The following is a 20,586-nucleotide window of genomic DNA, read 5'->3' on the forward strand; positions in this document are numbered from 1 at the left end:
AATCCCGGTTGGGCCGGTTCATGGTGACCCGAGTGTAACCGTCAGGTGATGCGTTCCGTCCAGCACGGGAAACGACAGGATGCCATGTGATACATCCATGGTCATTCCGTTCAGGATGGCGGATCGGATGCCGCGCCCTGTCAAATCCGGATTGAGGATCGAGACGGTATAGCTGGCCGCGCCGAGTGTGATGGTCAGCGTCAGTTCGGGCCAGGAAGCCGGAAGGCAAGGATTCAGGCATAGGATGTTGCCCCGGCGCGTCAGACCGATGATGCCCTCGATCCCTGCGCGATACATCCAGCCTGCCGAACCGGTGTACCATGTCCACCCGCCGCGACCGGCATGAGGTGGCGCGGAATAGACGTCGGCAGCCACGACATAGGGTTCGACCTTGTACCGCTCTGCATCCTCAGGCGTCAGGGAATGGTTGATCGGGTTCAGCATCGCGAACAGTTGGTGGGCGGAATCGCCGTCGCCAGACTTCGCATGCGCGAGGATCGCCCACATGGCCGCATGGCTGTACTGGCCACCGTTTTCCCTCAGGCCCGGCGGGTAGCCTTTGATGTATCCAGGGTCGAGGGGCGTGCGGTCGAAGGGGGGCCAGAAAAGAAGCGCAAGCCCCGGGTCGGGCTGTATCAGATGGCGGGTCATCGACGCCATCGCGGTGCGCGCGCGGTCCGGATCAGCAGCCCCGGAAAGGACTGCCCAGGACTGTGCGATACTGTCTATGCGGCATTCGTCCGAGGTGACCGATCCAAGCGGTGTGCCATCATCATAGGTGCCGCGCCGGTACCACGCGCCGTCCCAGCCGTGCGTTTCAATGGCCTTGAGTACGGATTTTGCATGATCGCGCCAGCGCGCGGCGCGGACAGGGTCGCGGGTGTCGGACAGCGGCGACATCAGCTCGATCGTGGAAATCAGAAGCCAGCCCAGCCAGAGGCTTGTGCCCTTGCCGCCTTCGCCCACACGGTTCATCCCGTCATTCCAGTCGCCGGTGCCGATCAGGGGCATGCCGTTCTCACCGGTTTTTGCGATGGCCAGATCCAGACCACGGGCGCAGTGCTCGAACAGGGTTGCGGTTTCGACCGACGTCTGAGGCTGGAAGAAGTCGTCATGAGCCCCGGGCGGCACTGTCGGGCCCTGAAGGAACGGCACTGCCTCGTCCAGGATCGACGCATCGCCCGAGACGGCCACATAACTCCCGACCCCGTAGCCAAGCCAGACACGGTCGTCAGAGATGTGGGTCCGCACACCCTGCCCGGAATGGGGCAGCCACCAGTGCTGCACGTCGCCCTCCGGGAATTGGCGGGCGGCGGCGCGCAACAGATGGGCGCGCGTCATCGCAGGCGAGGCGAACGTCAGCGCCATACCGTCCTGAAGCTGGTCCCGGAAGCCGTAAGCCCCGCTTGCCTGGTAAAAGCCTGCCCGTGCCCAGATCCGGCAGGCAAGGGTCTGATACATCAGCCAGCCATTCAGCAGAATGTCCATCGCTCGGTCGGGTGTCCTGACCTGCACGGCGCCAAGTTGCAACGACCAGTGGTCGCTGACGGCCCCGAGAAGCGCTTCGGTATCGAGCGCCCGCATGCGCTGGACAAGGGCGCTCGCATTCGCGTCACTGTCGGCCTGACCGATGAGGAAGGTCAGCGACACCGTCTCACCCGCGCGCAGGGTCACGCGGCGCTGCAATGCGGCGCAGGGATCAAGGGCGGGACCGGTCTTGCCAGACAGCGGCGCATCGCGGAGTCCGGCTGGTGAGGCAAGCGAGCCGCCAAGCCCGATGAACTCAAGCCGGTCTGCCGTCAAGCTGGTGCAGCCGGGCCCGAAATCGGCAAACGCAATGCGGTCCGGGAAGGCCGTGCTGAAGGTGTTCTGCGCGAGAATTGCCCCGGTCGCGGGGTCAGTCCGCGTCACGATATAGGGCGCCGTCACACCGCGAGCGGTACCCAGAACCCATTCGGCGAAGGCGGTCACCGAAAGGGACCGGTTCGTCGCGCCGATGTTGCGCAGCGAAAGCCGGCTGACTTTGACCGTCTCATCCAGCGGCACGAACTGAACCATGTCAGCCGCGATCCCGTGGGCGTCATGCTGGAACCGGGAATAGCCGAACCCGTGACGCGCAACAAAGACCCCTGTGCCGCGAATGGGCTGGGCAGTTGCTGTCCAGATCTGGCCGGTGTCGAGATCATGCAGATAGATCGCCTCGCCCGTCGGATCCATCACGGGGTCGTTTGACCAAGGCGTCAGCTGGTTCTCGCGGCTGTTTTCCGACCAGACATGGCCACATCCTTCGGATGAGACCTGAAAACCGAACCTCGGGTTGGCGATGACGTTGATCCAGGGCGCCGGCGTCGTCTGCCGCCCTTGCAGGATCGTCACATACTCGCGCCCGTCGCGGTCGAAGCCGCCGGTGCCATTGAAGAATTCAAGCTGCGGCAGGTCCCGCGCGGGTGAGGCTTTCGACGGGGTCGGCAGTCTGCGCGGCTCTGTCACAGGCGGACGTGCAAGACGTGCCATCTGGTCTCCAATATCGCCCCTGCTTGCCACAAGCAGCACCCGCGCCACAGAGAGAAGCTGCGCTCGCGCGTTGGCACCCAGAAGATCCGCGCGAAGCACGTGGATTGACCCCTTGGCCGGGGCGTGGATGCCCGTGGCTCGTGGGCGGGACCGGGCGGCGCGCACAGCGCTTTCGATGGCGATCTGCAAGTCCTGCACATAAGAGGATGTGCGGTCGTTGAGCACGACCAGATCCACGGCGTGCTGGCGCATTTCCCAGTAGACATGGGCGGCGATCGCCTGATGCAGGACGGCGATGTCTTCGGCATCATCGATCTGCACCAGCACGATCGGAAGATCCCCCGATATTCCAAGTGCCCAGAGTGCGGATTGCGGCGCAGCGCCCGCGATGATTTGCGCGGGCGAGGCGCGCATCCGGCCGTCGTTGCGCATCACCATGCCACCCAAAGCCTGATAGACCGCCGCGTCGGCATGGGTGATGCCCACGTGGCGCAACTGCACCTGTGCCTGCGTCCAGGCCAGCGTGGCGGCGCGTGCAAAGGCAGTCGGATCGCGATGCCGGTCCACCAGATCAAGCAGCGCATCCGGCGTATCGGCGACCATGGTCCAGAATGTCACGCGCGTCGTGCCCCCTGCCGGCACAACGACCCGACGCCGGATCGAAAAGACCGGATCAAGCACGGTGCCGATGGTCCCGGAAAGTGGCTGGTCGGTCATGGCCGCCGAGGCGATGCTCCGTCCGCGCCCGATGAACCTCGCACGGTCCGTCTCGATCTGGATCGGCGCGGTCTCCTCTCCCTCGACCACAGCAATGTGCGCGGCCCAGACCTCGGGGTCATGGGGTGAGCGGCGACGGCGGGTGGCTATGATGACCCCAAGTTCCGGCAGGTAGTCCGTCACGACAAACATCTTGGAGAATGCCGGGTGCGCCAGGTCGGCCGCCGCCGGGGCCAGCGCCAGCTCGGCATAGGAGGTCACGTCGATCTCTCGTGCGCGGCGGCCGCTGTTGGTCAGGGTGACGCGTCTCGCTTCGGCATCGTCCTCGGCCGAGACAACAACTTCGGTGGTCGTCGTCAGGCGTGGCATGTGTTGGGTAAAGGCCGCATGGTGTTCGCAGAAGACAGCGCGGTGCCGGTCGGCCCCCACGCGCGTTGGCTCGATCCCGGCCGACCAGACTTCGCCCGAGGCAGTGTCACGCAGAAACAGGAACGACCCAAGGGCCGGCTGCGTCGCCTCGGCCCGCCAGCGCGTGATCGCCATGTCCCGCCAGCGGCTGAAGCCCTCTCCCCGAGGGGTCAGCATCACGCCGTAGTTTCCGTTAGACAGCAGATGGGCGGTCGGAGCCTCGGACGCAGGGTTTTCAAACGTGCGGACGGCGGGCGCCTCATGGTGTTCGACCGGCGCAACCAGCACTTCGGTCGCACGCGGCGGGGCGCTGGCGACATCACGGGGGATCCGCTCTTGCAGCAGAAGCTCGACGCCCTGGATCATCGGCTCGGCGTGGAAGTGGTCGCACAGCCGACCGTTCTGCAGGGCATTGGCGATTGCGGTGATCGTCATGCCCTGATGGTGCGCCATGAAACTGCGCACAATGGCCCTGGGTTCGTTCGCAGGCAGGCGGGATGGGGTGAAATCCACCGCCTCGTAGAAACCATAGCGCCCAAGGGCCCCGAGGTTCGTGAGTTCGGCAAAGTTGTTCGATGCGGCAACGGGATCGATCATCGCCGCAAGGCCGGTCGCATAAGGTGCGATCACGCGGTTTTCGCTTAGTCCCCGTTTCAACCCAAGTCCCGGTACGCCGAAGTTGGAATACTGATAGGTCATTTCCAGGTCGCGGGCGTTGTACGAAGACTCGGAAATACCCCAGGGGATTCCAAGCGCGGCGGCATAGGCACGCTGCCGGGCGACGACCAACCGCGTTGTCTGTTCCAGAACCGAGCCCACCGGGGCACGCATCACCAGCGACGGCATCAGGTATTCGAACATGCTGCCGGACCAGGAAATCAGTGCCGATCCTGAGCCGATTGGTGTTGCCGGACGTCCCAGCCGGAACCAGTGCCGGGTTTCCACGTCGCCTTTTGCGATGGCAAACAGGCTGGCCAGGCGCGCCTCAGAGGCGAGGAGATCATAGCAGTTTGCATCCAGCCGGTTAGTCGCCACCGAAAAGCCGATGGAGAGCAGCTTCTTGTCCGGCTCCAGCAGGAACTGGAAGTCCATCTCCATGGCGAGGCTGCGGCACAGGTTCTCCACTTCTGCAAGCAGCGCCGTCTCAGCCGGATCGGCCTGATCGGCAATATGATCCGCAAGCGCCGTCTGCATGGCTGCGATCCAGAACTTCGCCTCGGAACGGGTGTCGCCGGTCAGCGCGAGGGCGCTGTCCATCAGGCCCATCAGCAAGCCAGGTGGCGTTGCCCGGCCTGCGGCTGCGTCCACGATCGCATCAAGGGCGCGGATCAGGGCCAGATCTTCCGCGTTCGACCCAAGCGAGCGGCGTGCAAGCAAGGCACAATCCGCCATTGCCTGGCCAACCGCCTGACCGTCCCGGATCGGATCGGCTGCCCATGCCCGGCAAGCCTGCGCCACGGCGATCAAGTGCCCTGCAAGGTTGCCGCTGTCGACCGAGGACACATAGGCCGGGTCCAGCACGCGCAGATCTCGGGTATCGTGCCAATTGTAGAGATGGCCGCGAAAGCGCGGCATTCGCTGGATTGTCTGCAGGGTGTTCTGCATCCGCTGCAAAGCTGCGCGCTTGCCGATCCATCCCATGTCATGCGCCGAGACGGTGGACAAAAGATAAAGGCCGATGTTCGTGGGCGAGGTGCGCGAGGCAATGGTCGGCCTTGGTGTCTCTTGAAAGTTGTCGGGTGGGAGGAAGTTCTCTTCCGGAGTGACGAAGGTTTCGAAATAGCGCCACGTCCGTCGGGCAATCAGCCGCAATTCCTGTGCCTTGGCGGCAGACAGGGCGGCGGAAAGTTTCTGCGCCCGCGGCAAGCTGATCGCGCGAGCAAGGGCGGGCGCTGCGGACCAGAGCAAGCCGAAGATCAGTGGGAGCGGCCAGACTGCAGGATTTATCGCCCAGGCGAGGCCACAGGCACCCAGACCCAGCGACAGGCCCGGTAGCATCGACTGGTACTGAACCAGCAAGCCTGGACGGCTGCTACTGCCGGCCTGTGCGGCGGTGAGCCATTCCAGAAGGTGCCTGCGCGACACAACAAGCCGCCACGCCGTCCGCAAGATTGCATCGATCTTGGTGGCGGCCGTGTCTGCCAGAAGCACCAGACTGACCGCCGTCTGGCCAAGGGCGGTAAGCGTATCTGACCAGACGGCCGCGAAATGGCTGCGCATCGTTACCCCGGCGCGGGCGGGGAAGATGTCGAAGGGCAATGAAAGGAAGCGCGGGAGCGAAAGCATCGCGACCGTCAGGGCTGTCCACATCGCGGCCAGCGGCAAGGGCAGCATCCAGCCAACCACGAGGGAGAGAATAGCCAAGGGCGCCAGTAGCGAGCGGCGCAGGTTGTCGAGCATCTTCCATCGCCCGATAGCGGGAACGCCGCCCCGTTCATGGCGTCTGTGCCCGCACAACCAGGGCAGCAGCTGCCAGTCTCCCCGCGCCCAACGGTGTTGCCGGCGAATATCGACATCGTACCGCGCAGGGTAATCCTCGACCACTTCGATGTCGGATGCGAGTGCGGCCCGCGCAAAGGTCCCTTCGAAAAGATCATGGCTCAGCAGGGTATTTTCCGGCACCCGGCCTTTGAGCGACGCCTCAAAGGCGTCAACGTCATAGATGCCTTTGCCGGTAAACGTGCCTTCGCCGAAAAGGTCCTGATAGATGTCAGAGGCCGCTGCCGCATATGGCTCAATCCCCCCGGGGCTGGAAAAGAGGCCCTGATAGAGGGAACCGTCTTGCCCGGTTGGCAGAGAGGGGCTGACGCGGGGTTGCAGGATGCCGTAACCGCCGGTCACGCGCTGCAGGCTGGCGTCGAAACGTGCGCGGTTCAGGGGATGGGCGATCTTGCCCACCATCTGCGCGACCGTCCCGCGCAGAAGGCGGGTATCGGCGTCCAATGTGATGACATAGCGGATATCAGCGGGCAGCCGGCCACTGACCACCGCATAGCTGGTGTCGCGCGCCCCGCGCAGCAAACGGTTCAGCTCGGCCAGCTTTCCGCGCTTCCGCTCCCACCCCATCCACGCGCCTTCGGCCGGGTTCCACAACCGCCGCCGGTGGAGGAAGTAAAAGCGGTCACCATCCTCGCAAGGGTATCGCGCGTTCAGCCGTGCGATGGCATCGGCAGCCGCGTCAACCAGCCCGGCGTCCCCAAGGTCGATCTCGGTCGCCGCATCCGGCGCGTCTGAAAGCAGCGCGTAATGCACTGCGCCGCCCGCGCTGGAAAGGTGATGAACCTCCAGCCGCTCGATCATCACCGCGATGTCGTCGCTGTCACGCAAAAGCACCGGAACAGCGACCAGCGTGCGCAGATGCGGCGGTATCAGCTTTGCTAGTTCAAGGGCCGAGAGGGGTTTGGGCGGAACGGACCGCGTGATCAGCGTGTTGACGATTGCCATGCCCAGATCAACGGCAAGCCCGGCCCCGACAACACCCAAGGCCAGCAGCGTGTAAGCGCCTGCCCCTTGTGATGCCATCACTGCCAACGCAAGGATCAGGATGGTGCCAGCGACCGCCGCAATTGCGGTCAAGTAGCCGGGCAGACCCAGCCTTGCAGCCATGCGAAACACCGCCACCCGAGCAGGGGGGCGATAGTCGATCGATGCTTCGAACTGCCTGCGACCGTCGCCGATCAGCCAGTAGCCGGGATCGCGCTCATGCTCGGCCTCACGGCTGTCGGCCTTGGACAGCGCGGCCTCCACCACCTCAGCCTCGGTGCGGGGCGAATGCTGCGCCAGAACCTCGATCTCTGTCCGGTATCGGTTGCGGGTCGCGAAATCCATCGCGGGATACGTGGGGTTGTTGCGCAGGCGGGCATCGACGAGGCTCACCTCCTCGAAGAAATCGGCCCAGTCCATCTCCGACGCAAGTCGCATCGAAGTCACGATGTTCCGCATGGTGACGTTAGAGGCCCCGAGCCGGGCCTGCGTGTTCGCAATCACATCGTCAAGCGAGGCGTCTTGCCGGGCCAGCCGGTCTTCAAGCCAGCCCAGAAGCGGCGTGTGCAGGGGATCTACGCCGCGCAGGCGCTTGGCAATCTGGCTTGCAACGATATCCGGAAGCGGTGCCAATTCGTATGGCCCGACAACCTGCTGCATCACCGAGAGCGCTGTCTGGCCGGGGATTTGCGTGGCGGCAAGGACGGCGTCGACGATGGTATCCGCTTGCTGGCGCAGCTCATGTCCCTCGACGATCTGAACAGCCAGCCGCCGCATGTTCTCGACCAGAACAATCCGCAAGGTGATTGCGACGGCCCAAAGTTCGCCAATCTGCAGCGGCTGGACCTCTTGATAGGCCTTGACGAACCGCGCCAGCACAGGCCCGGACATCAGGCTGTCGGTATGTGCGACATAGGCCCAGGTCAGGCCAAATACCCGTGGATAGCCCGCAAACGGCCCCTCGGACAGTTTCGGAAGCTGCCGATAGTATCCCGGTGGCAGGTCATCACGGATCTGGCGCAACTGCTGCTCGACAAGGTGGAAGTTGTCCAGAAGCCACTCGGCGGCGGGAGAGATCACCTGACCCGCCTGCAAGGCCTGCGCGCAGGTGCGGTAGGCCTGCAGAAGGATGTCGGCGTTCTCATTAACCCTGTGGCGAAGCGGCTGAACCCGAACGGGCTTGCCCGTCGAGATCGGCTGCGCCGAGGCAAGGCTTTGCGCGTGATGCTCAAGCCTTTCCGTTCCGAAGAGGTCAGACCGAATGGGTGCGCTGTCCTGCCAGACGCCGGGAACAAAGGTCATATGTGCGCCGATCAAGCTTCGCAGATCAGGACGCTGACCCTTTCCCCATCTCACTTGGCAGAAGTCTCGAGTTCAGGCCCCTTGACCATCTCAGACATGTTCATCGTGTTCGTTGCCGCGTGGGTATCGCGACGCTGCAAGCCTTGGACAGACCCGCCTGTCGGAACGGTTCTATCCGCAGTGCAATCTGCGCGGACACGTCGGGCCATCGCGGCCCATTTGAGTTCAATCTGCTCCCAGTTCATCGCAGGTATCCTTTCCGGCTATGGCAGTACCCAGAAACCAGACATGGCTTCCCGGCCTTGAGCGCGAGAAGCCTGCGCTTTGGATCGGGTCGCGCCTGTCTTCGAAACGCGTTGGTGGCGAAGGAAAACGAGGCAAAGGCCCATTACGGACCTCGCGCCTTTCGCGTCACTCACATTGTGTCGACTGAATTCTTTGGACGAGCCGGACTCATGAACTGATCCGGCGTTTTCACCTTGTGAAGTATAGCGCCGATATCATCCGCAGGGGTATCAAAAAGCGAGGCAGACTTGAGAACAGCGGCGCATTGCTGCTGAACGATTGCCTTTCGAGCCACCGAAGCGGCGAGCAAGCCATCATGATTGCCGCAGTCATATCGGTTTCCGCTGAATTTGAAAGCCACGACGGGTATGGCGTCGGCCGACATCGTGATGGCGTCAGTCAACTGAAGCTCGCCTCCCCTTCCGGGTGGCGTCCTCTCCAGCACCTTAAAGATCTCCGGATCCAGTATGTAACGTCCTACGGCTGCAATCGATGATGGCGCATGGCCAACTGATGGCTTCTCGACCATTCCAGACACTGGCAAGCAATTGCCCTTCGGCTGCCCGGAAAGCCGGAAGATGCCATATTGAGAGGCGTCTTCCGGCCTGACCTGCATTGCCGCGACCATGTGGCCGCCGGTGTAGTGAGCTGCCATTTCAGCAAGGCAGTTCGGGCCAAATATGATGTCATCGGGAAGAAGCACAGCGAAAGGCCCGGGCAAGGTCGTCTCCCTGCAGCAGAGAACGGCATGGCCGAGGCCCAGCGGACGATCCTGGGTCACAAAGATCAGTTCCGGGACAGTGGCTCCTGGCCTGCCGATCACCGAAGGGGCACTGTGCCGCGCTTGAAGGACGTGACCACTCAGGTAATCTTGAATAGCAATTTTTGCTGTGCTGATGACGATGACAATCCGATCCGCGCCCAGTTCGACCGCCTCCTCGATGGCAAAATCGAGGACCACGCGATCAAAAATCGGCAAAAGTTCCTTTGCTGTCACTTTCGTCGCGGGCAAGAGCCGCGTGCCCTTCCCCGCAGCGGGGATGATGACCGTTCTGATAGGCGTGATCGGCACAAGGGCCTCCGAGGCTGGAACAGGGTTCAAAATTTGGCGCGCTGGATTTGCCCAGGCTTCCGTCTTTTGAGTACGGTGTTCATTCATGATGGCCGATTTCGGACGCCACCAAACTAACGGAGGTTAGCGCCTTCATGGGAATAGCCATGTGGATCACTCCGCCGCCCCCGCCGCTCACCGCTTTGGGGGAAGGGTTACGTGGCTGGTTTCTCATTGAAAATCATGCGCCTGGACGGGCACAGCCTGAAACAGGGTAAGGCAAGCTCGCTTCTGATCAATCGGGGTCCAGTGTCAGTCGAAACGAAACGTTTTTCATTTCGACGGCTCAATCCGCGCCCGCGTCCCAATGCTGCGCAATCTGCGCATCATTTTGGTCGGATTGCCAAATGGCCTCGCGGGTCCGCTCACGTCACCCTTTGCCGTAGTCGTATCATCGGGGAGGCTTTCAGTGACGACGACCTATACCATCTCGCTTCTTGGTTTCGGCGGTGTAAACCGCGCACTGGCCGAACTGATCACGCAGCGCAACGACGAATGGCAGCGCGACTTCGGCTTTCGGCTGGTCATTGTCGGCGTCAGTGACCTTGCACTTGGCTCGATCATCGCGCCGGGCGGCATCGATGCGCGGGTCCTGACCCAGACCGACTTTGGCCGCGGCGGCTTTGCCGCGCTTTCGGGCGGCTCCGCCGATCCCCGCAGTCTTGATGTGGTGCGCGATGCACCTGCCGATATCGTGGTCGAGGCGACATATACCGATGCAATCACGGGCGAGCCTGCGCTGTCGCATTGCCGCGCCGCTCTGGCAGCCGGACGCCATGTCGTCACAACCAACAAGGGGCCAGTGGCCTTGGCGGCGCGTGCCCTGACAGCAGAGGCCGCCCGCGAGGGACTTCGTTTCGACTATGAAGGCAGCGTGATGAGCGGGACGCCCGTGCTGCGATTGGCACGTCAGGCGCTGGCCGGATCGGGGATCACCGGGTTCAAGGGCATCCTGAACGGCACCTCGAACTTCATCCTCGGCCGGATGGAGGCAGGGCTCGACTTCGCGGCCGCATTGTCCGAGGCGCAGGCCGCAGGTTATGCCGAGGCTGACCCCACTGCCGATGTCGAGGGACACGATGTGCGACTCAAGGTCGTCATCCTGGCCAATGAACTGCTGGGCGCAGACCTTGCGCCGTCTCAGGTCGATTGTTCTGGCATTACGGCCCTGACGCCTGCAGACATTGCCACTGTAGTCTCGAATGGTCAGCGCTGGAAGCTGATCGGGTCCGCAAGTCGCCAGACTGATGGCCGTGTCGAGGCGCGGGTCAGTGCAGAGTGCCTGCCAGTCACGCATCCGTTGACTGGCGTATCCGGCGCGGTGAACGCGGTGACCTTCACCACCCAGATGCTGGGCGATGTGACGATCACAGGTCCCGGTGCCGGCCGGATCGAGACAGCCTATGCGCTCCTCTCAGACATCATCGCGCTGCACCGCGACCGGACTGCCCAGATGCATCAGGAGGCCGCAGAATGACCTTGCTCGCGCCGATAACCGCCCGCCGGCCCGCAATCGCCGTCAGCAGCCCGTACGATGACCAATGGCTGGCAGATGTGCCCGAAACCTGCGTGGCCGATGTGCAAGACGTGCTCGAGCGCGCCCGGACCGGTGTCGCAGCGGCACGTGCCCTGCCCCGTCATTCCCGCGCCAGCATTCTGGACGGCGCAGCGGGCCGGATCGCCGCCGATGCCGAGACCTTCGCCCGGCGCATCACCCTTGAGGCCGGAAAGACCATCCGCCAGGCCCGAAAAGAGGTTGCACGCTGCGTGAACACGCTACGCCTGTCTGCTGACGAGGCCCGACGGGGCGGCGGGGAAGTGATCCCATTTGACGCCTTTCCGGGTTCAGAAGCGCGTCAGGGCTGGTTCACGCGCGAACCACTTGGATTGATCGCGGCGATCACACCTTTCAACGATCCGCTCAACCTTGTGGCGCACAAGCTTGGCCCTGCGATTGCAGGTGGAAATGCGGTTCTGCTCAAACCGTCGGAACTCGCACCACTTTCGGCGCTGGCACTGGTGGAGGCGCTGGTCGGCGCAGGACTGCCAGACAGCGTCATCACCCCGGTGGTCGGCGGGGCCGATCTTGGCCGCGCGCTCGTGTCTGCCCGCGACGTGCGGATGGTCAGCTTTACCGGTGGATTTCGCACAGGCGAGGCCATCGCCGCCAACGCCGGCCTGAAGAAGCTGGCGATGGACCTGGGCGGGAACGCCCCGGTCATCGTCATGGCCGACGCCGATCTGGACCGGGCGGTAGCGGCCTGTGTCTCGGGTGCGTTCTGGGCCGCAGGACAGAACTGCGTCGGCACGCAACGCATCCTGATCGCCCGACCGCTCTATGCCATGTTTCGTGACCGGTTCGTTGCCGCGACCCAGGCAATGGTTACCGGCGATCCGATGAACGAGGGAACCGACATGGGTCCGATGATCTCGGAGGCCAGTGCCGAACGGATCGCTGCGCGCGTGGAAGATGCGCTTGGCAAGGGCGCGCGTCTGCTGTGTGGACACCGGCGGCAAGGCGCAATCTATGCCCCCACCGTCCTCGAAGATGTGCCGCATGCCGCCGCGCTCTGGCAGGAAGAGGCTTTTGCACCCGTCGCAATGCTTGAGCCTTTCGACACGTTCGATGAGGCCATTGCCCGCGCGAATGCTATCGAGTTCAGCCTGCACGCGGGGATCTTCACAGCCAGCCTCGACACTGCGCTGGCGGCGGCCGACCGGATTGATGCAGGGGGCATCATGATCAACGACAGTTCGGACTATCGCTTTGATGCCATGCCCTTTGGCGGGTTCAAATATGGCAGCCTCGGCCGTGAGGGCGTGCGTTTCGCGTATGAAGAGATGACGCAGCCGCGGACCATCTGCCTGAACCGATCCTGACGCGCAAAATCCGCGCAAAACCGCATATCTGCGCCGAAGTCCGCAAATACTTGCGGACATTACGCAGACGTCCCGCACCGATGCGGCATATCCTGACGACCAGAAAGGAGTGCCGCATGCCCATCACGATCGAGATCATAGGACCGGCGGATCAGGCCGCCAGCCTTGCGAACGCGCTGGAGGGTTCGGGGACAATTCGCCCCCTCGCCTGCGACATCGCAAGGCCCGGACCCGAGTGGGCCGAACCGCCGCATTTCCTTTTGTTCCTGCGCACAGAGGCGCAGACCCCGGTTCCGGCTGAAAAAGAGGAGAGGCCATGATCTTTACCAGCACGCGCGGTCAGGGCGGCCGTGTCCCGCTGCGCTCGCTTCTGACACGCGGCACGGCGGCGGATAGCGGGCTCTTCATGCCCGAGCATTGGCCCGAGGCAGACCTGCAACGCGCGCTCGCCCTTGGCACCTTGCCCTGGGCACAGCTAGTCGCCGGGTTGATCGCGCTCTTTGATGACCGGCCCGAGGCCGCGCCACAAACCCTCGCGGCAGTCACACGGGCCTATGCCCGCTTCGCCTCGCCTGACGCGCCACCGGTCAGGATGATGACCGGGCAGTGCCATGCGCTCGAATTGTTCCACGGCCCGACGCTCGCCTTCAAGGACTATGCGTTGATGCCGCTCGCAGAGCTGATCTCGGATGAGATGCGAAGCAGCGGCGGCGAGGCGACCATCCTCTGTGCAACGTCAGGCGACACTGGCGCGGCCACCGCCGCCGCCTTTGCCGGTCGTCCGGCCACCCGCGCGGCAATCCTGTTCCCGCGTGGCAGGGTCTCGCCGGTTCAGCAGCGCCAGATCACCACGACCGGGGCCGCAAACATCGCACCCCTTCGCATCGAAGGCGATTTCGATGCCTGTCAGGCACTGGTCAAGCAACTTTACGCCAGCCCCGAGGCCCAGCACGATGGATTCACGGCCGTCAACTCGATCAACTTCGTCCGCATCCTGATCCAGACAGCCTACTACCTGTCCACCACCGCCCGGCTGTGGACCGAAAAGGCCGAGCCGGTGAACTTCTTTGTTCCGACGGGCAACTTCGGCAATGTGCTGGCAGGTCACTTCGCCCGGCTGCTTGGGGCGCCCATCGGCAAGATGGTGGTGTGTTCGAATGAGAACGATGTCCTTCCGCGCCTGTTTGAAACCGGGCGGATGGAACGGCAGCCGACACAGGCAACGCTCTCTCCCAGCATGGACATTCAGGTCTCGAGCAACTTTGAACGGATGCTCTACCTGATTGCGAACGGCGATTGCGACCGGGTGAACCATTTGCAGCGGGAACTGGAAGACACAGGCAGCTACGTCCTGGCTGCCCCCGAGCTCATGGCGTTGCGCAGGGATTTCGTGGCATTTCGGGTCTCCCGCGAAGGTGCGCTGGCCGCCATCACCGAGGTCTGGCATCGCCACCGGAGGGTCGTCTGCCCGCATGGCGCCACCGCCTGGGCTGCGGCACTTGCACTGGACCTTCCGGGTCAGTCGGTCGTGGTCGAGACCGCGCATCCCGCAAAGTTCCCGGAGGCCTTCCAGTCGCTCGGGCAGATCCAGCCAACCGAGCCCGAAGTCCTGTCTGCATTGCGCGGCAGGGCAGAGAGGTGGATCAATGCCCCCAATGACGCCGCCCGGCTGCGCGCCCTGATCGCCTCGCTGCCGCACGGCTAGATCGCGCGAGCCGGGACGACACAAGGGCCGCCCGTCGGGCGGCCCTTTTTTCAGCCCCGGCGATATGGCGACAGGGCAAAGGAGGTCAGCGTATCGCGCACGCCGGGCATGCTGGCGATCTCTTGCCAGATCGCGCGGATACGATCGGCCGCGCTTGCCTCAAGCCGCAGGACGATGTCGAACTCGCCGCTCATGACATCACAGCTGATGACTTCGGGGATACGCCGCAATGCGACAAGCACGTCGGCGCCGCGCAGGCGGTCCTGCCGATAGACGAAGATCAGCGCCACCATCGGGCCGGCCTGATCCCGGCCAGCACTTCGGCGGATCGTGTAGCCCGCGATCTCACCGTCGCGTTCCAGCCGTTCAATGCGGGCGCGCAGCGCATTGCGCGACAGGTGGATCTGCCCGGCAAGTTCCGCATGCGGAATCCGGGCATTGCGCTCAAGCGCATCCAGAATGCGCAGGTCAATCTGATCGCGCGGCATGGCGCGCGATCAGCCTGACAAGGCCTGGTCGAGGTCGCGGATCAGATCCTCAGGCGCCTCAAGCCCGACCGAAAGGCGAAACCCCCCGTCCCCCGCATAGGTGCGGTAGTCAGCGAGTTGCTCGGGGGTCAGCCTGTAGGTGCCGCCGGTCATTTCAGCCGTATCGAGCAGGGTGACGATGCTGCGCTGATGACCAAGCGAGAAGGCGTAGTGCATCACCCGCAGTCGGGCCGCCAGCTGGCGCGCCATGAAGGGTGGATCGGCGGTCTGGAAGAAGATCATCCCGCCGGGCAGGTCCATCTGCCGCTCGGCCAGCTGGCGCTGCGGATGCGACGCAAGCCCCGGATAGATCACGCGGGTAACCCCCGAATGGGTTTCAAGAAACTCGGCCAGACGTTGGGCGGTAGCATTGATCTGGCGCATCCTGGGGAACAGCGTGTCGATCCCGCGCAGGATGAGCCAGGCATTCATCGCTGGCATGGCCGCGCCCAGATAGACCCCCGCCCGACCCCGCATCGGGGCGATCAGCGCCTGACGGCCCACAACGATCCCGCCAAGCGCGTCGCCGTGACCGTTGATGAACTTTGTCAGCGAATGCACCACCAGATCCACACCCAGTGACAAGGGTCGTGTCGAGACCGGCGTTGCCAGCGTGCTATCGACCGAAACCAGCGCGCCATGGGCATGCGCGATGCGTGCCACCTCGGCCAGATCGGTCAGTCGCAGGATGGGGTTGCAGGGGCTCTCGCAATGAACAAGCCGGGTGTTGGGCCGCAATGCCGCAGCCAACGCACCGGGGACGGATAGATTGACGGGCGTCACCTCAATGCCGAAATCCGGCAGGATGCTGCGTGCAAGCTCGGCCGCGCCGGCATAGGTCACGTCGCCGATGATCAGATGGTCACCCTGCTTCAGAACCGTCAGAAACATCCCCGCGATCGCGGCAACACCAGTGGCAAAAGCCAAAGCGTCCTCGCCCCCTTCCAGTGCCGCCATGCGCGTTTCAAGCGCCCGCACGGTTGGATTCAGCCACCGGGCATAGGTGAAGGGTTCTTGCGAAATGTCTGCAATACCGGCCGCCGAAAAGGCACCCTCTCCGGGGATCACCTGGTTGTTGACCGACATTGAAATGTTGGGCTGGATCGCCCGGGTCGCCGGGTCGATGATAAGTCCGGCATCCAGGGCCAGAGTCTCGGGCAGCGCCGATTGAGGCAGCCCGGACGAAGGGGCCTTCAGGCAATTCATGTGCAACCTTTCAGAATAGATGGGCGCCATCAGCGCCGGATCGGAACCTGCGCCTCGATCCGGCGGAAGATGCGATTGATCAGAATGGCAACCACGACAAAGAACAGACTGACCACCAGCAGCGGCTCGTAGACCAGCAGGGTATCCTGCCGCACCTTGTAGGCGACCGCGTAGAGATCCATCACCGTTACGCTGAAGGCCAGCGGCGTGGCCTTCAACTGCAGCACGACCCCGCCTGCGATCACCGGCAGCGCCGTACGCAACGCGCGCGGCAACCAGATGCGGCGGGTCACCATCCCCGGGGGCATGCCGAAGGCCCGCGCGGCCTCGATCTCTCCCCTCGGGACAGAGCGGAGCGCGCCGCGGATGACCTCCGCCTCATAGGCGGCGTAATTGAGCGTGAAGCTGAGCGCCGCGAAGAAGAAGCCCTGGCTCAACAGTGGCCAAAGGATGCTGCCACGCAGGCCCGGCACCATCGGAAGCAGCGAGCCGACCCCGTAGTAAAGCAGCCAAAGCTGTACCAGAAGCGGCGTGCCACGCAGAAAGGTACAGTAGCCATCTGCCAGCCGCGCCAGAACCCGGTTCTGCCCCAGCCGAAGAAGCGCGATCCCGATGGCCAGCGGAAAGCCAAGACCCACCGATATGACCAGCAGAAGCAGCGTCTGCCCCGCCCCCCAGAGAAGCAGGTCCGCATAGGTCACGATCCATCCAAAGTTCATAGCGACCTCATGCGGATTGCGGCAGACCGCGGCGGTACCGCCGGTCCATCAGTCGAAACACCTGGTTCGACATCAGCGTGATGGCGAGGTAGATGAACGAGGCCGCAAGGAAGAAAAGGAAGTACTGCTTGGTGTTGCCAGCAGCGATCCGTGTCGCAAGGGCAAGCTCTTGATATCCCACCACTGCGATCAGGGCGCTGTCCTTGGTGACATTGAGCCAAAGATTGGCAAGGCCAGGCAAAGCATTGGGCATGAGCGCCGGAAACACCACGCGACGCAGGCGCAACAGCGGCGGCATGCCCATCGCCTTGGCCGCCTCGATCTGCCCGACGGGGATTGCAAGGATCGCGCCGCGCAGAACTTCCGTCATGTAGGCCCCTTGCACGATCCCCAGGACCAGCACGGCAGCCAGAAAGCCATTCACCTCGACCGGTTCCAGTCCGAACATCGCCAGAAGCCGATTTAGGCTGTCCGTACCGGCGTAGTAGAGCCCCACGATCAGGATCAACTCGGGAATGGCACGTACAGCCGTGGTGTAGACATCCAGCGCCGCGACCAACGGCCGCTGGCCTGAAAGCTTGCCCAGTGCCCCCGCGAGACCAATCCCGAATCCGGCGGCATAGGCGCCGGCCGATATGGCCAGCGTGGCCAACGCACCTTCCAGAAGCACGCCCCCCCATCCGGGAGGCGTGAGCGCGAGCAGGGCGAGTTTCTCCATCAACCCCGACATGGGATCAGCCACCAAAGGGGTCAAAGGTGAAATACTTGGCCGAGATCTCCTGGTAAATTCCCTTGGCGCGCAGGGCCGAAATTGCGCCATCGATGCGGGCAGCCAGCTCGGTCTCGCCTTTGCGCAGCCCTCCACCGATCCCCTCGCCCAGAATGGCCGGATCGTCCGCGACGTTACCTTTGTCTTCGCAGCAGTCGGCGCCGTATTCGGTCTTGAGGAATTCCATCAGTGGAATGGAGTCACCAAAGACATAGTCGATGCGACCGGCGGCAAGATCCTGAAAGGCCTCGTCCAGCGTGGCATAGGTACGTTCGGTCGCCACATCCTTGTAATGGGTCGCGTAGTAGGCGGACTGGATGGTCGAGACCTGAATCCCGAGCGTCTTGCCCGCCACATCCTCTGGCGTCGTGCCCGTGACCCCGTCCTTCGCCCCTATCAGCTTGGCGGGGGTCTTGTAGTAGCTCGACGTGAAGTCGATGGTCTTGCGCCGCTCGTCTGTTATCGACATCGACGACCAGATCACGTCGAACCGACCCGAAGTCAGGCCGGGGATCAGCCCATCCCACGACATCTCGACGATCGAGCAGCTTTCCTTCAGCTCGGCGCAGACCGCCTCCATCAGCTCGATTTCCCAGCCGACCCATGTGCCGCTGGAATCCTTGGTGAAGAAAGGTGGATAGGCTTCGTTCATGATGCCAAAGCGGATCTCGGCCTCGGCCGAACCGGCAGCAAGAAGCAGCGCCCCGGCAAGGGCGGCGGTCAATCTGGTCATCTTGTTTCCCTGTGTTTATGTTTCTTGGTTCAGGCGGCCAGTGCGCCGGTGAAATCGCGCACCCGTGCAGAGCTAGGCACCCCGAATATCTGCTCGGGCGGCCCCTCCTCCTCCACCTGGCCCTTGTGGAGGAACATCACATGCGAGGACACATCACGTGCGAAACGCATCTCGTGCGTGACCAGCAGCATGGTCCGGCCCTCTTCGGCCAGATCCCGTATAACCTTGAGAACTTCACCGACCAGTTCGGGGTCAAGCGCCGAGGTCGGTTCGTCAAACAGCATCACCGCCGGATCGACGCACAGCGCCCGCGCAATCGAGGCGCGCTGCTGTTGGCCACCAGACATGAAGGCCGGATAGGCGTGGCGTTTTTCATAGAGCCCGACTTTGGCGAGAAGCGCCTCGGCCTGCTCCACGGCCTCGGCCCGGCTACGCTTTTGAACATGGACCGGCGCCTCGATCACGTTTTCCAGCACGGTCATATGCGGCCAGAGGTTGAAGTTCTGGAACACCATGCCAAGACCGGCGCGCACACGCTCGATCTGCCGCATATCGGCCGGATGGGCACGACCGTCACGACCGGGCTTCAGCCGTATCGTCTCGCCATTGATGACGAAGCTGCCGCTATCGGGGATCTCAAGAAAGTTGATGCAACGCAGAAAGGTGCTTTTGCCTGATCCCGACGATCCGATCAGCGAGATCACATCGCCCCGCTTAGCCCTGAGCGAGATCCCCTTCAGTACCTCGTGCGGGCCATAGCTCTTGTGTACCCCCTTGATATCGAGTGGCAGCAGCGCTTCCTGTCCGGCCATCCTGTCCTCATGCCCCTGATCCTGTCAGGGTTCGAGACTAAGGATAGCCCATGCCGGAGGACTGCAGATTTGATACAACATGCGCCGAAATCCGTCATCAATGACCCATCATGCGCCGCCATACCGCGCGTCAGTCGATTTCTTCTACGTCCGGCACCGGGACAAAAAGGCCGCTCTTGATGCTTTTGAGCACGACATTGGTGTTGATCCTGCGCACCTGACTATTCTCGCGCATGATCTGGGCGGCGATGTCATCGTATTCGGTTACATCGCGGGCCGTGATGATCGCGATCAGATCGACCGATCCGGTGACGTAGAACAACTGCTGGATATTGTCGTTGCGGGCTGCCCAGTTTCGCAGTCGTTGCAGCGTGTCGTAATTGTCCCGCTCAATCTCCAGCCCTGCGATGAAGGTCATGCCGCCGCCGACCTCCTTCATATCGACGACTGCAATCTCCGAGGTGATGACCCGGTCCTGCCGCAGTTGGCGCAGCCGCCGCTGCACCGCCGAGGCCGAAAGCCCGACCTCTTCGGCGATAGCCTCGGCCTTTAACTGACAGTTCCTTTGCACAATTCGCAGGATCTTGCGGTCAAGATTGTCCATGTATTCTCCCGACGTCCGGATGATCCTGCCTCCGGATTTGACCGGAACGCGTTGGGCAAATTATCCTTGTTCGCGCGATTGGGGCAATGGGCAGTGCGCGGCAAGCTTTACACCGCCACCCGCAATCGACAGCCGGACCACTGCGCTGACGGGCACCGCCCTTAATGCTCCCGACAGGGTGGGATCAACGATAGCGCCCCGCGAACGATTGCCCCGGCAAGTTCGCACAGCATCATTCGGCGATGTCGGGCACATCAAACGCTGTCCTTCGGCAGACCGAAGTTGCCGCACCAATGCCCAGCTCCATTTCTGCGCGCAGATCGCGCAACTTGATGCGCCACGAGGCCGTGTTGACAAAAGGGAATCACGGGGCGGTCTGAACGTGGTAAAAGCTGGTATCTGCGATGGGGACCAGTTTGGACCGAACCTGATCTCGGACTACGGTTCGGCGTTTTTTAATCGCTTCACCTTGGCCGTCCGCGCCCAGAAAGGGCGCAAACCTCCGAAACATCGTGTTGTTCTGGATGGGATCTTCTGGATCGCACTCACCAACCTGCCATGGCGCGTCCTGCTCGAGGAGTTCGGAAAGTGGTCCATCGTCTATCGCCAGATCCGGCCCCGGATGCTGGTCGAGCTCTGGGAAGGAATGCTGCCCTAGGCAACCTCTGGGCACGCGCCGCCGACTGCTGGTCTCCCTTGCATCGCGGCACCAGACCCGACGGCGCCGCCCGCAGCGGCACCTGCGACAGCCGCGTATCGCACGGCGCGTCCTGAGAGAACCCGCTGCAGACCCTGCACCTGTCTTACCGCG

Annotated in this window: 13 protein-coding genes and 1 pseudogene; 5 read left to right on the top strand and 9 right to left on the bottom strand. The window is 63.2% G+C overall.

Annotated elements, in window-relative coordinates; all coding sequences use genetic code 11:
- Positions 1-18: 18 nt before the first annotated feature.
- On the bottom strand, positions 19-8,424 hold the full coding sequence (locus FQU74_RS09445; RefSeq protein ID WP_146286135.1) for a glycoside hydrolase family 94 protein: 8,406 nt from the start codon (positions 8,422-8,424) through the stop codon (positions 19-21).
- Between the two features lie 415 nt (positions 8,425-8,839).
- A complete protein-coding gene (locus tag FQU74_RS09450) occupies positions 8,840-9,868 on the bottom strand; it encodes a UTP--glucose-1-phosphate uridylyltransferase (RefSeq protein ID WP_146286136.1) in 1,029 nt (342 codons plus the stop codon).
- Between the two features lie 361 nt (positions 9,869-10,229).
- Between FQU74_RS09450 and FQU74_RS09455 the strand changes: the two genes are divergently transcribed.
- The 4 genes from FQU74_RS09455 (at position 10,230) to thrC (ending at position 14,405) form a co-directional block, all read left to right on the top strand.
- Positions 10,230-11,297, top strand: a complete 1,068-nt coding sequence (locus tag FQU74_RS09455) for a homoserine dehydrogenase (RefSeq protein ID WP_206665006.1) — start codon at positions 10,230-10,232, stop codon at positions 11,295-11,297.
- Positions 11,294-12,700 (top strand): aldehyde dehydrogenase family protein, encoded by a 1,407-nt coding sequence (locus FQU74_RS09460; protein ID WP_146286138.1) that lies wholly within the window; start codon positions 11,294-11,296, stop codon positions 12,698-12,700. The genes FQU74_RS09455 and FQU74_RS09460 overlap by 4 nt, the downstream gene beginning before the upstream one ends.
- Positions 12,701-12,816: 116 nt before the next feature.
- Positions 12,817-13,020: a hypothetical protein gene (locus FQU74_RS09465; protein ID WP_146286139.1), complete on the top strand. Its 204-nt coding sequence runs from the start codon at positions 12,817-12,819 to the stop codon at positions 13,018-13,020.
- A complete protein-coding gene (thrC, locus tag FQU74_RS09470; protein WP_146286140.1) occupies positions 13,017-14,405 on the top strand; it encodes a threonine synthase in 1,389 nt (462 codons plus the stop codon). Before FQU74_RS09465 ends, thrC begins: the two co-directional genes overlap by 4 nt.
- Before the next feature lie 50 nt (positions 14,406-14,455).
- On the opposite strand, the gene FQU74_RS09475 is transcribed toward thrC, so the two are convergent.
- From FQU74_RS09475 to FQU74_RS09505, 7 genes are all read right to left on the bottom strand, one after another.
- Entirely contained in the window at positions 14,456-14,893 is a 438-nt protein-coding gene (locus FQU74_RS09475) for an Lrp/AsnC family transcriptional regulator (protein WP_146286141.1), read from the bottom strand.
- Positions 14,894-14,902: 9 nt separating this feature from the next.
- Entirely contained in the window at positions 14,903-16,138 is a 1,236-nt protein-coding gene (locus tag FQU74_RS09480; RefSeq protein WP_170246210.1) for a trans-sulfuration enzyme family protein, read from the bottom strand.
- A gap of 29 nt (positions 16,139-16,167) precedes the next feature.
- Positions 16,168-16,857, bottom strand: coding sequence for an ABC transporter permease (locus FQU74_RS09485; protein ID WP_146286143.1), 690 nt, complete (start codon positions 16,855-16,857; stop codon positions 16,168-16,170).
- A gap of 7 nt (positions 16,858-16,864) precedes the next feature.
- Complete coding sequence (locus FQU74_RS09490; RefSeq protein ID WP_229704288.1) at positions 16,865-17,575, bottom strand: ABC transporter permease; 711 nt, start codon at positions 17,573-17,575, stop codon at positions 16,865-16,867.
- A gap of 16 nt (positions 17,576-17,591) precedes the next feature.
- On the bottom strand, positions 17,592-18,359 hold the full coding sequence (locus FQU74_RS09495) for a transporter substrate-binding domain-containing protein (protein WP_146286144.1): 768 nt from the start codon (positions 18,357-18,359) through the stop codon (positions 17,592-17,594).
- Positions 18,360-18,388: 29 nt separating this feature from the next.
- A complete protein-coding gene (locus FQU74_RS09500) occupies positions 18,389-19,171 on the bottom strand; it encodes an ABC transporter ATP-binding protein (RefSeq protein ID WP_146286145.1) in 783 nt (260 codons plus the stop codon).
- A gap of 130 nt (positions 19,172-19,301) precedes the next feature.
- Entirely contained in the window at positions 19,302-19,775 is a 474-nt protein-coding gene (locus FQU74_RS09505; RefSeq protein WP_146286146.1) for an Lrp/AsnC family transcriptional regulator, read from the bottom strand.
- 397 nt (positions 19,776-20,172) lie between these two features.
- On the opposite strand from FQU74_RS09505, the pseudogene FQU74_RS19625 reads away from it, so the two are divergent.
- A pseudogene (locus tag FQU74_RS19625) lies at positions 20,173-20,427 on the top strand (transposase); the annotation flags it as partial.
- Between the last annotated feature and the right edge of the window lie 159 nt (positions 20,428-20,586).

Source organism: Gemmobacter aquaticus (assembly GCF_007859075.1).
Lineage (GTDB): Bacteria > Pseudomonadota > Alphaproteobacteria > Rhodobacterales > Rhodobacteraceae > Gemmobacter > Gemmobacter aquaticus.

Excerpts from the sequence above, each read along its gene's own strand:
- FQU74_RS09445 (WP_146286135.1), bottom strand. The coding sequence starts at position 8,424 with ATGACCTTTGTTCCCGGCGTCTGGCAGGACAGCGCACCCATTCGGTCT.
- FQU74_RS09450 (WP_146286136.1), bottom strand. The coding sequence starts at position 9,868 with ATGAATGAACACCGTACTCAAAAGACGGAAGCCTGGGCAAATCCAGCG.
- FQU74_RS09460 (WP_146286138.1), top strand. The coding sequence starts at position 11,294 with ATGACCTTGCTCGCGCCGATAACCGCCCGCCGGCCCGCAATCGCCGTC.
- FQU74_RS09465 (WP_146286139.1), top strand. The coding sequence starts at position 12,817 with ATGCCCATCACGATCGAGATCATAGGACCGGCGGATCAGGCCGCCAGC.
- thrC (WP_146286140.1), top strand. The coding sequence starts at position 13,017 with ATGATCTTTACCAGCACGCGCGGTCAGGGCGGCCGTGTCCCGCTGCGC.
- FQU74_RS09475 (WP_146286141.1), bottom strand. The coding sequence starts at position 14,893 with ATGCCGCGCGATCAGATTGACCTGCGCATTCTGGATGCGCTTGAGCGC.
- FQU74_RS09480 (WP_170246210.1), bottom strand. The coding sequence starts at position 16,138 with ATGAATTGCCTGAAGGCCCCTTCGTCCGGGCTGCCTCAATCGGCGCTG.
- FQU74_RS09485 (WP_146286143.1), bottom strand. The coding sequence starts at position 16,857 with ATGAACTTTGGATGGATCGTGACCTATGCGGACCTGCTTCTCTGGGGG.
- FQU74_RS09490 (WP_229704288.1), bottom strand. The coding sequence starts at position 17,575 with ATGGAGAAACTCGCCCTGCTCGCGCTCACGCCTCCCGGATGGGGGGGC.
- FQU74_RS09495 (WP_146286144.1), bottom strand. The coding sequence starts at position 18,359 with ATGACCAGATTGACCGCCGCCCTTGCCGGGGCGCTGCTTCTTGCTGCC.
- FQU74_RS09500 (WP_146286145.1), bottom strand. The coding sequence starts at position 19,171 with ATGGCCGGACAGGAAGCGCTGCTGCCACTCGATATCAAGGGGGTACAC.
- FQU74_RS09505 (WP_146286146.1), bottom strand. The coding sequence starts at position 19,775 with ATGGACAATCTTGACCGCAAGATCCTGCGAATTGTGCAAAGGAACTGT.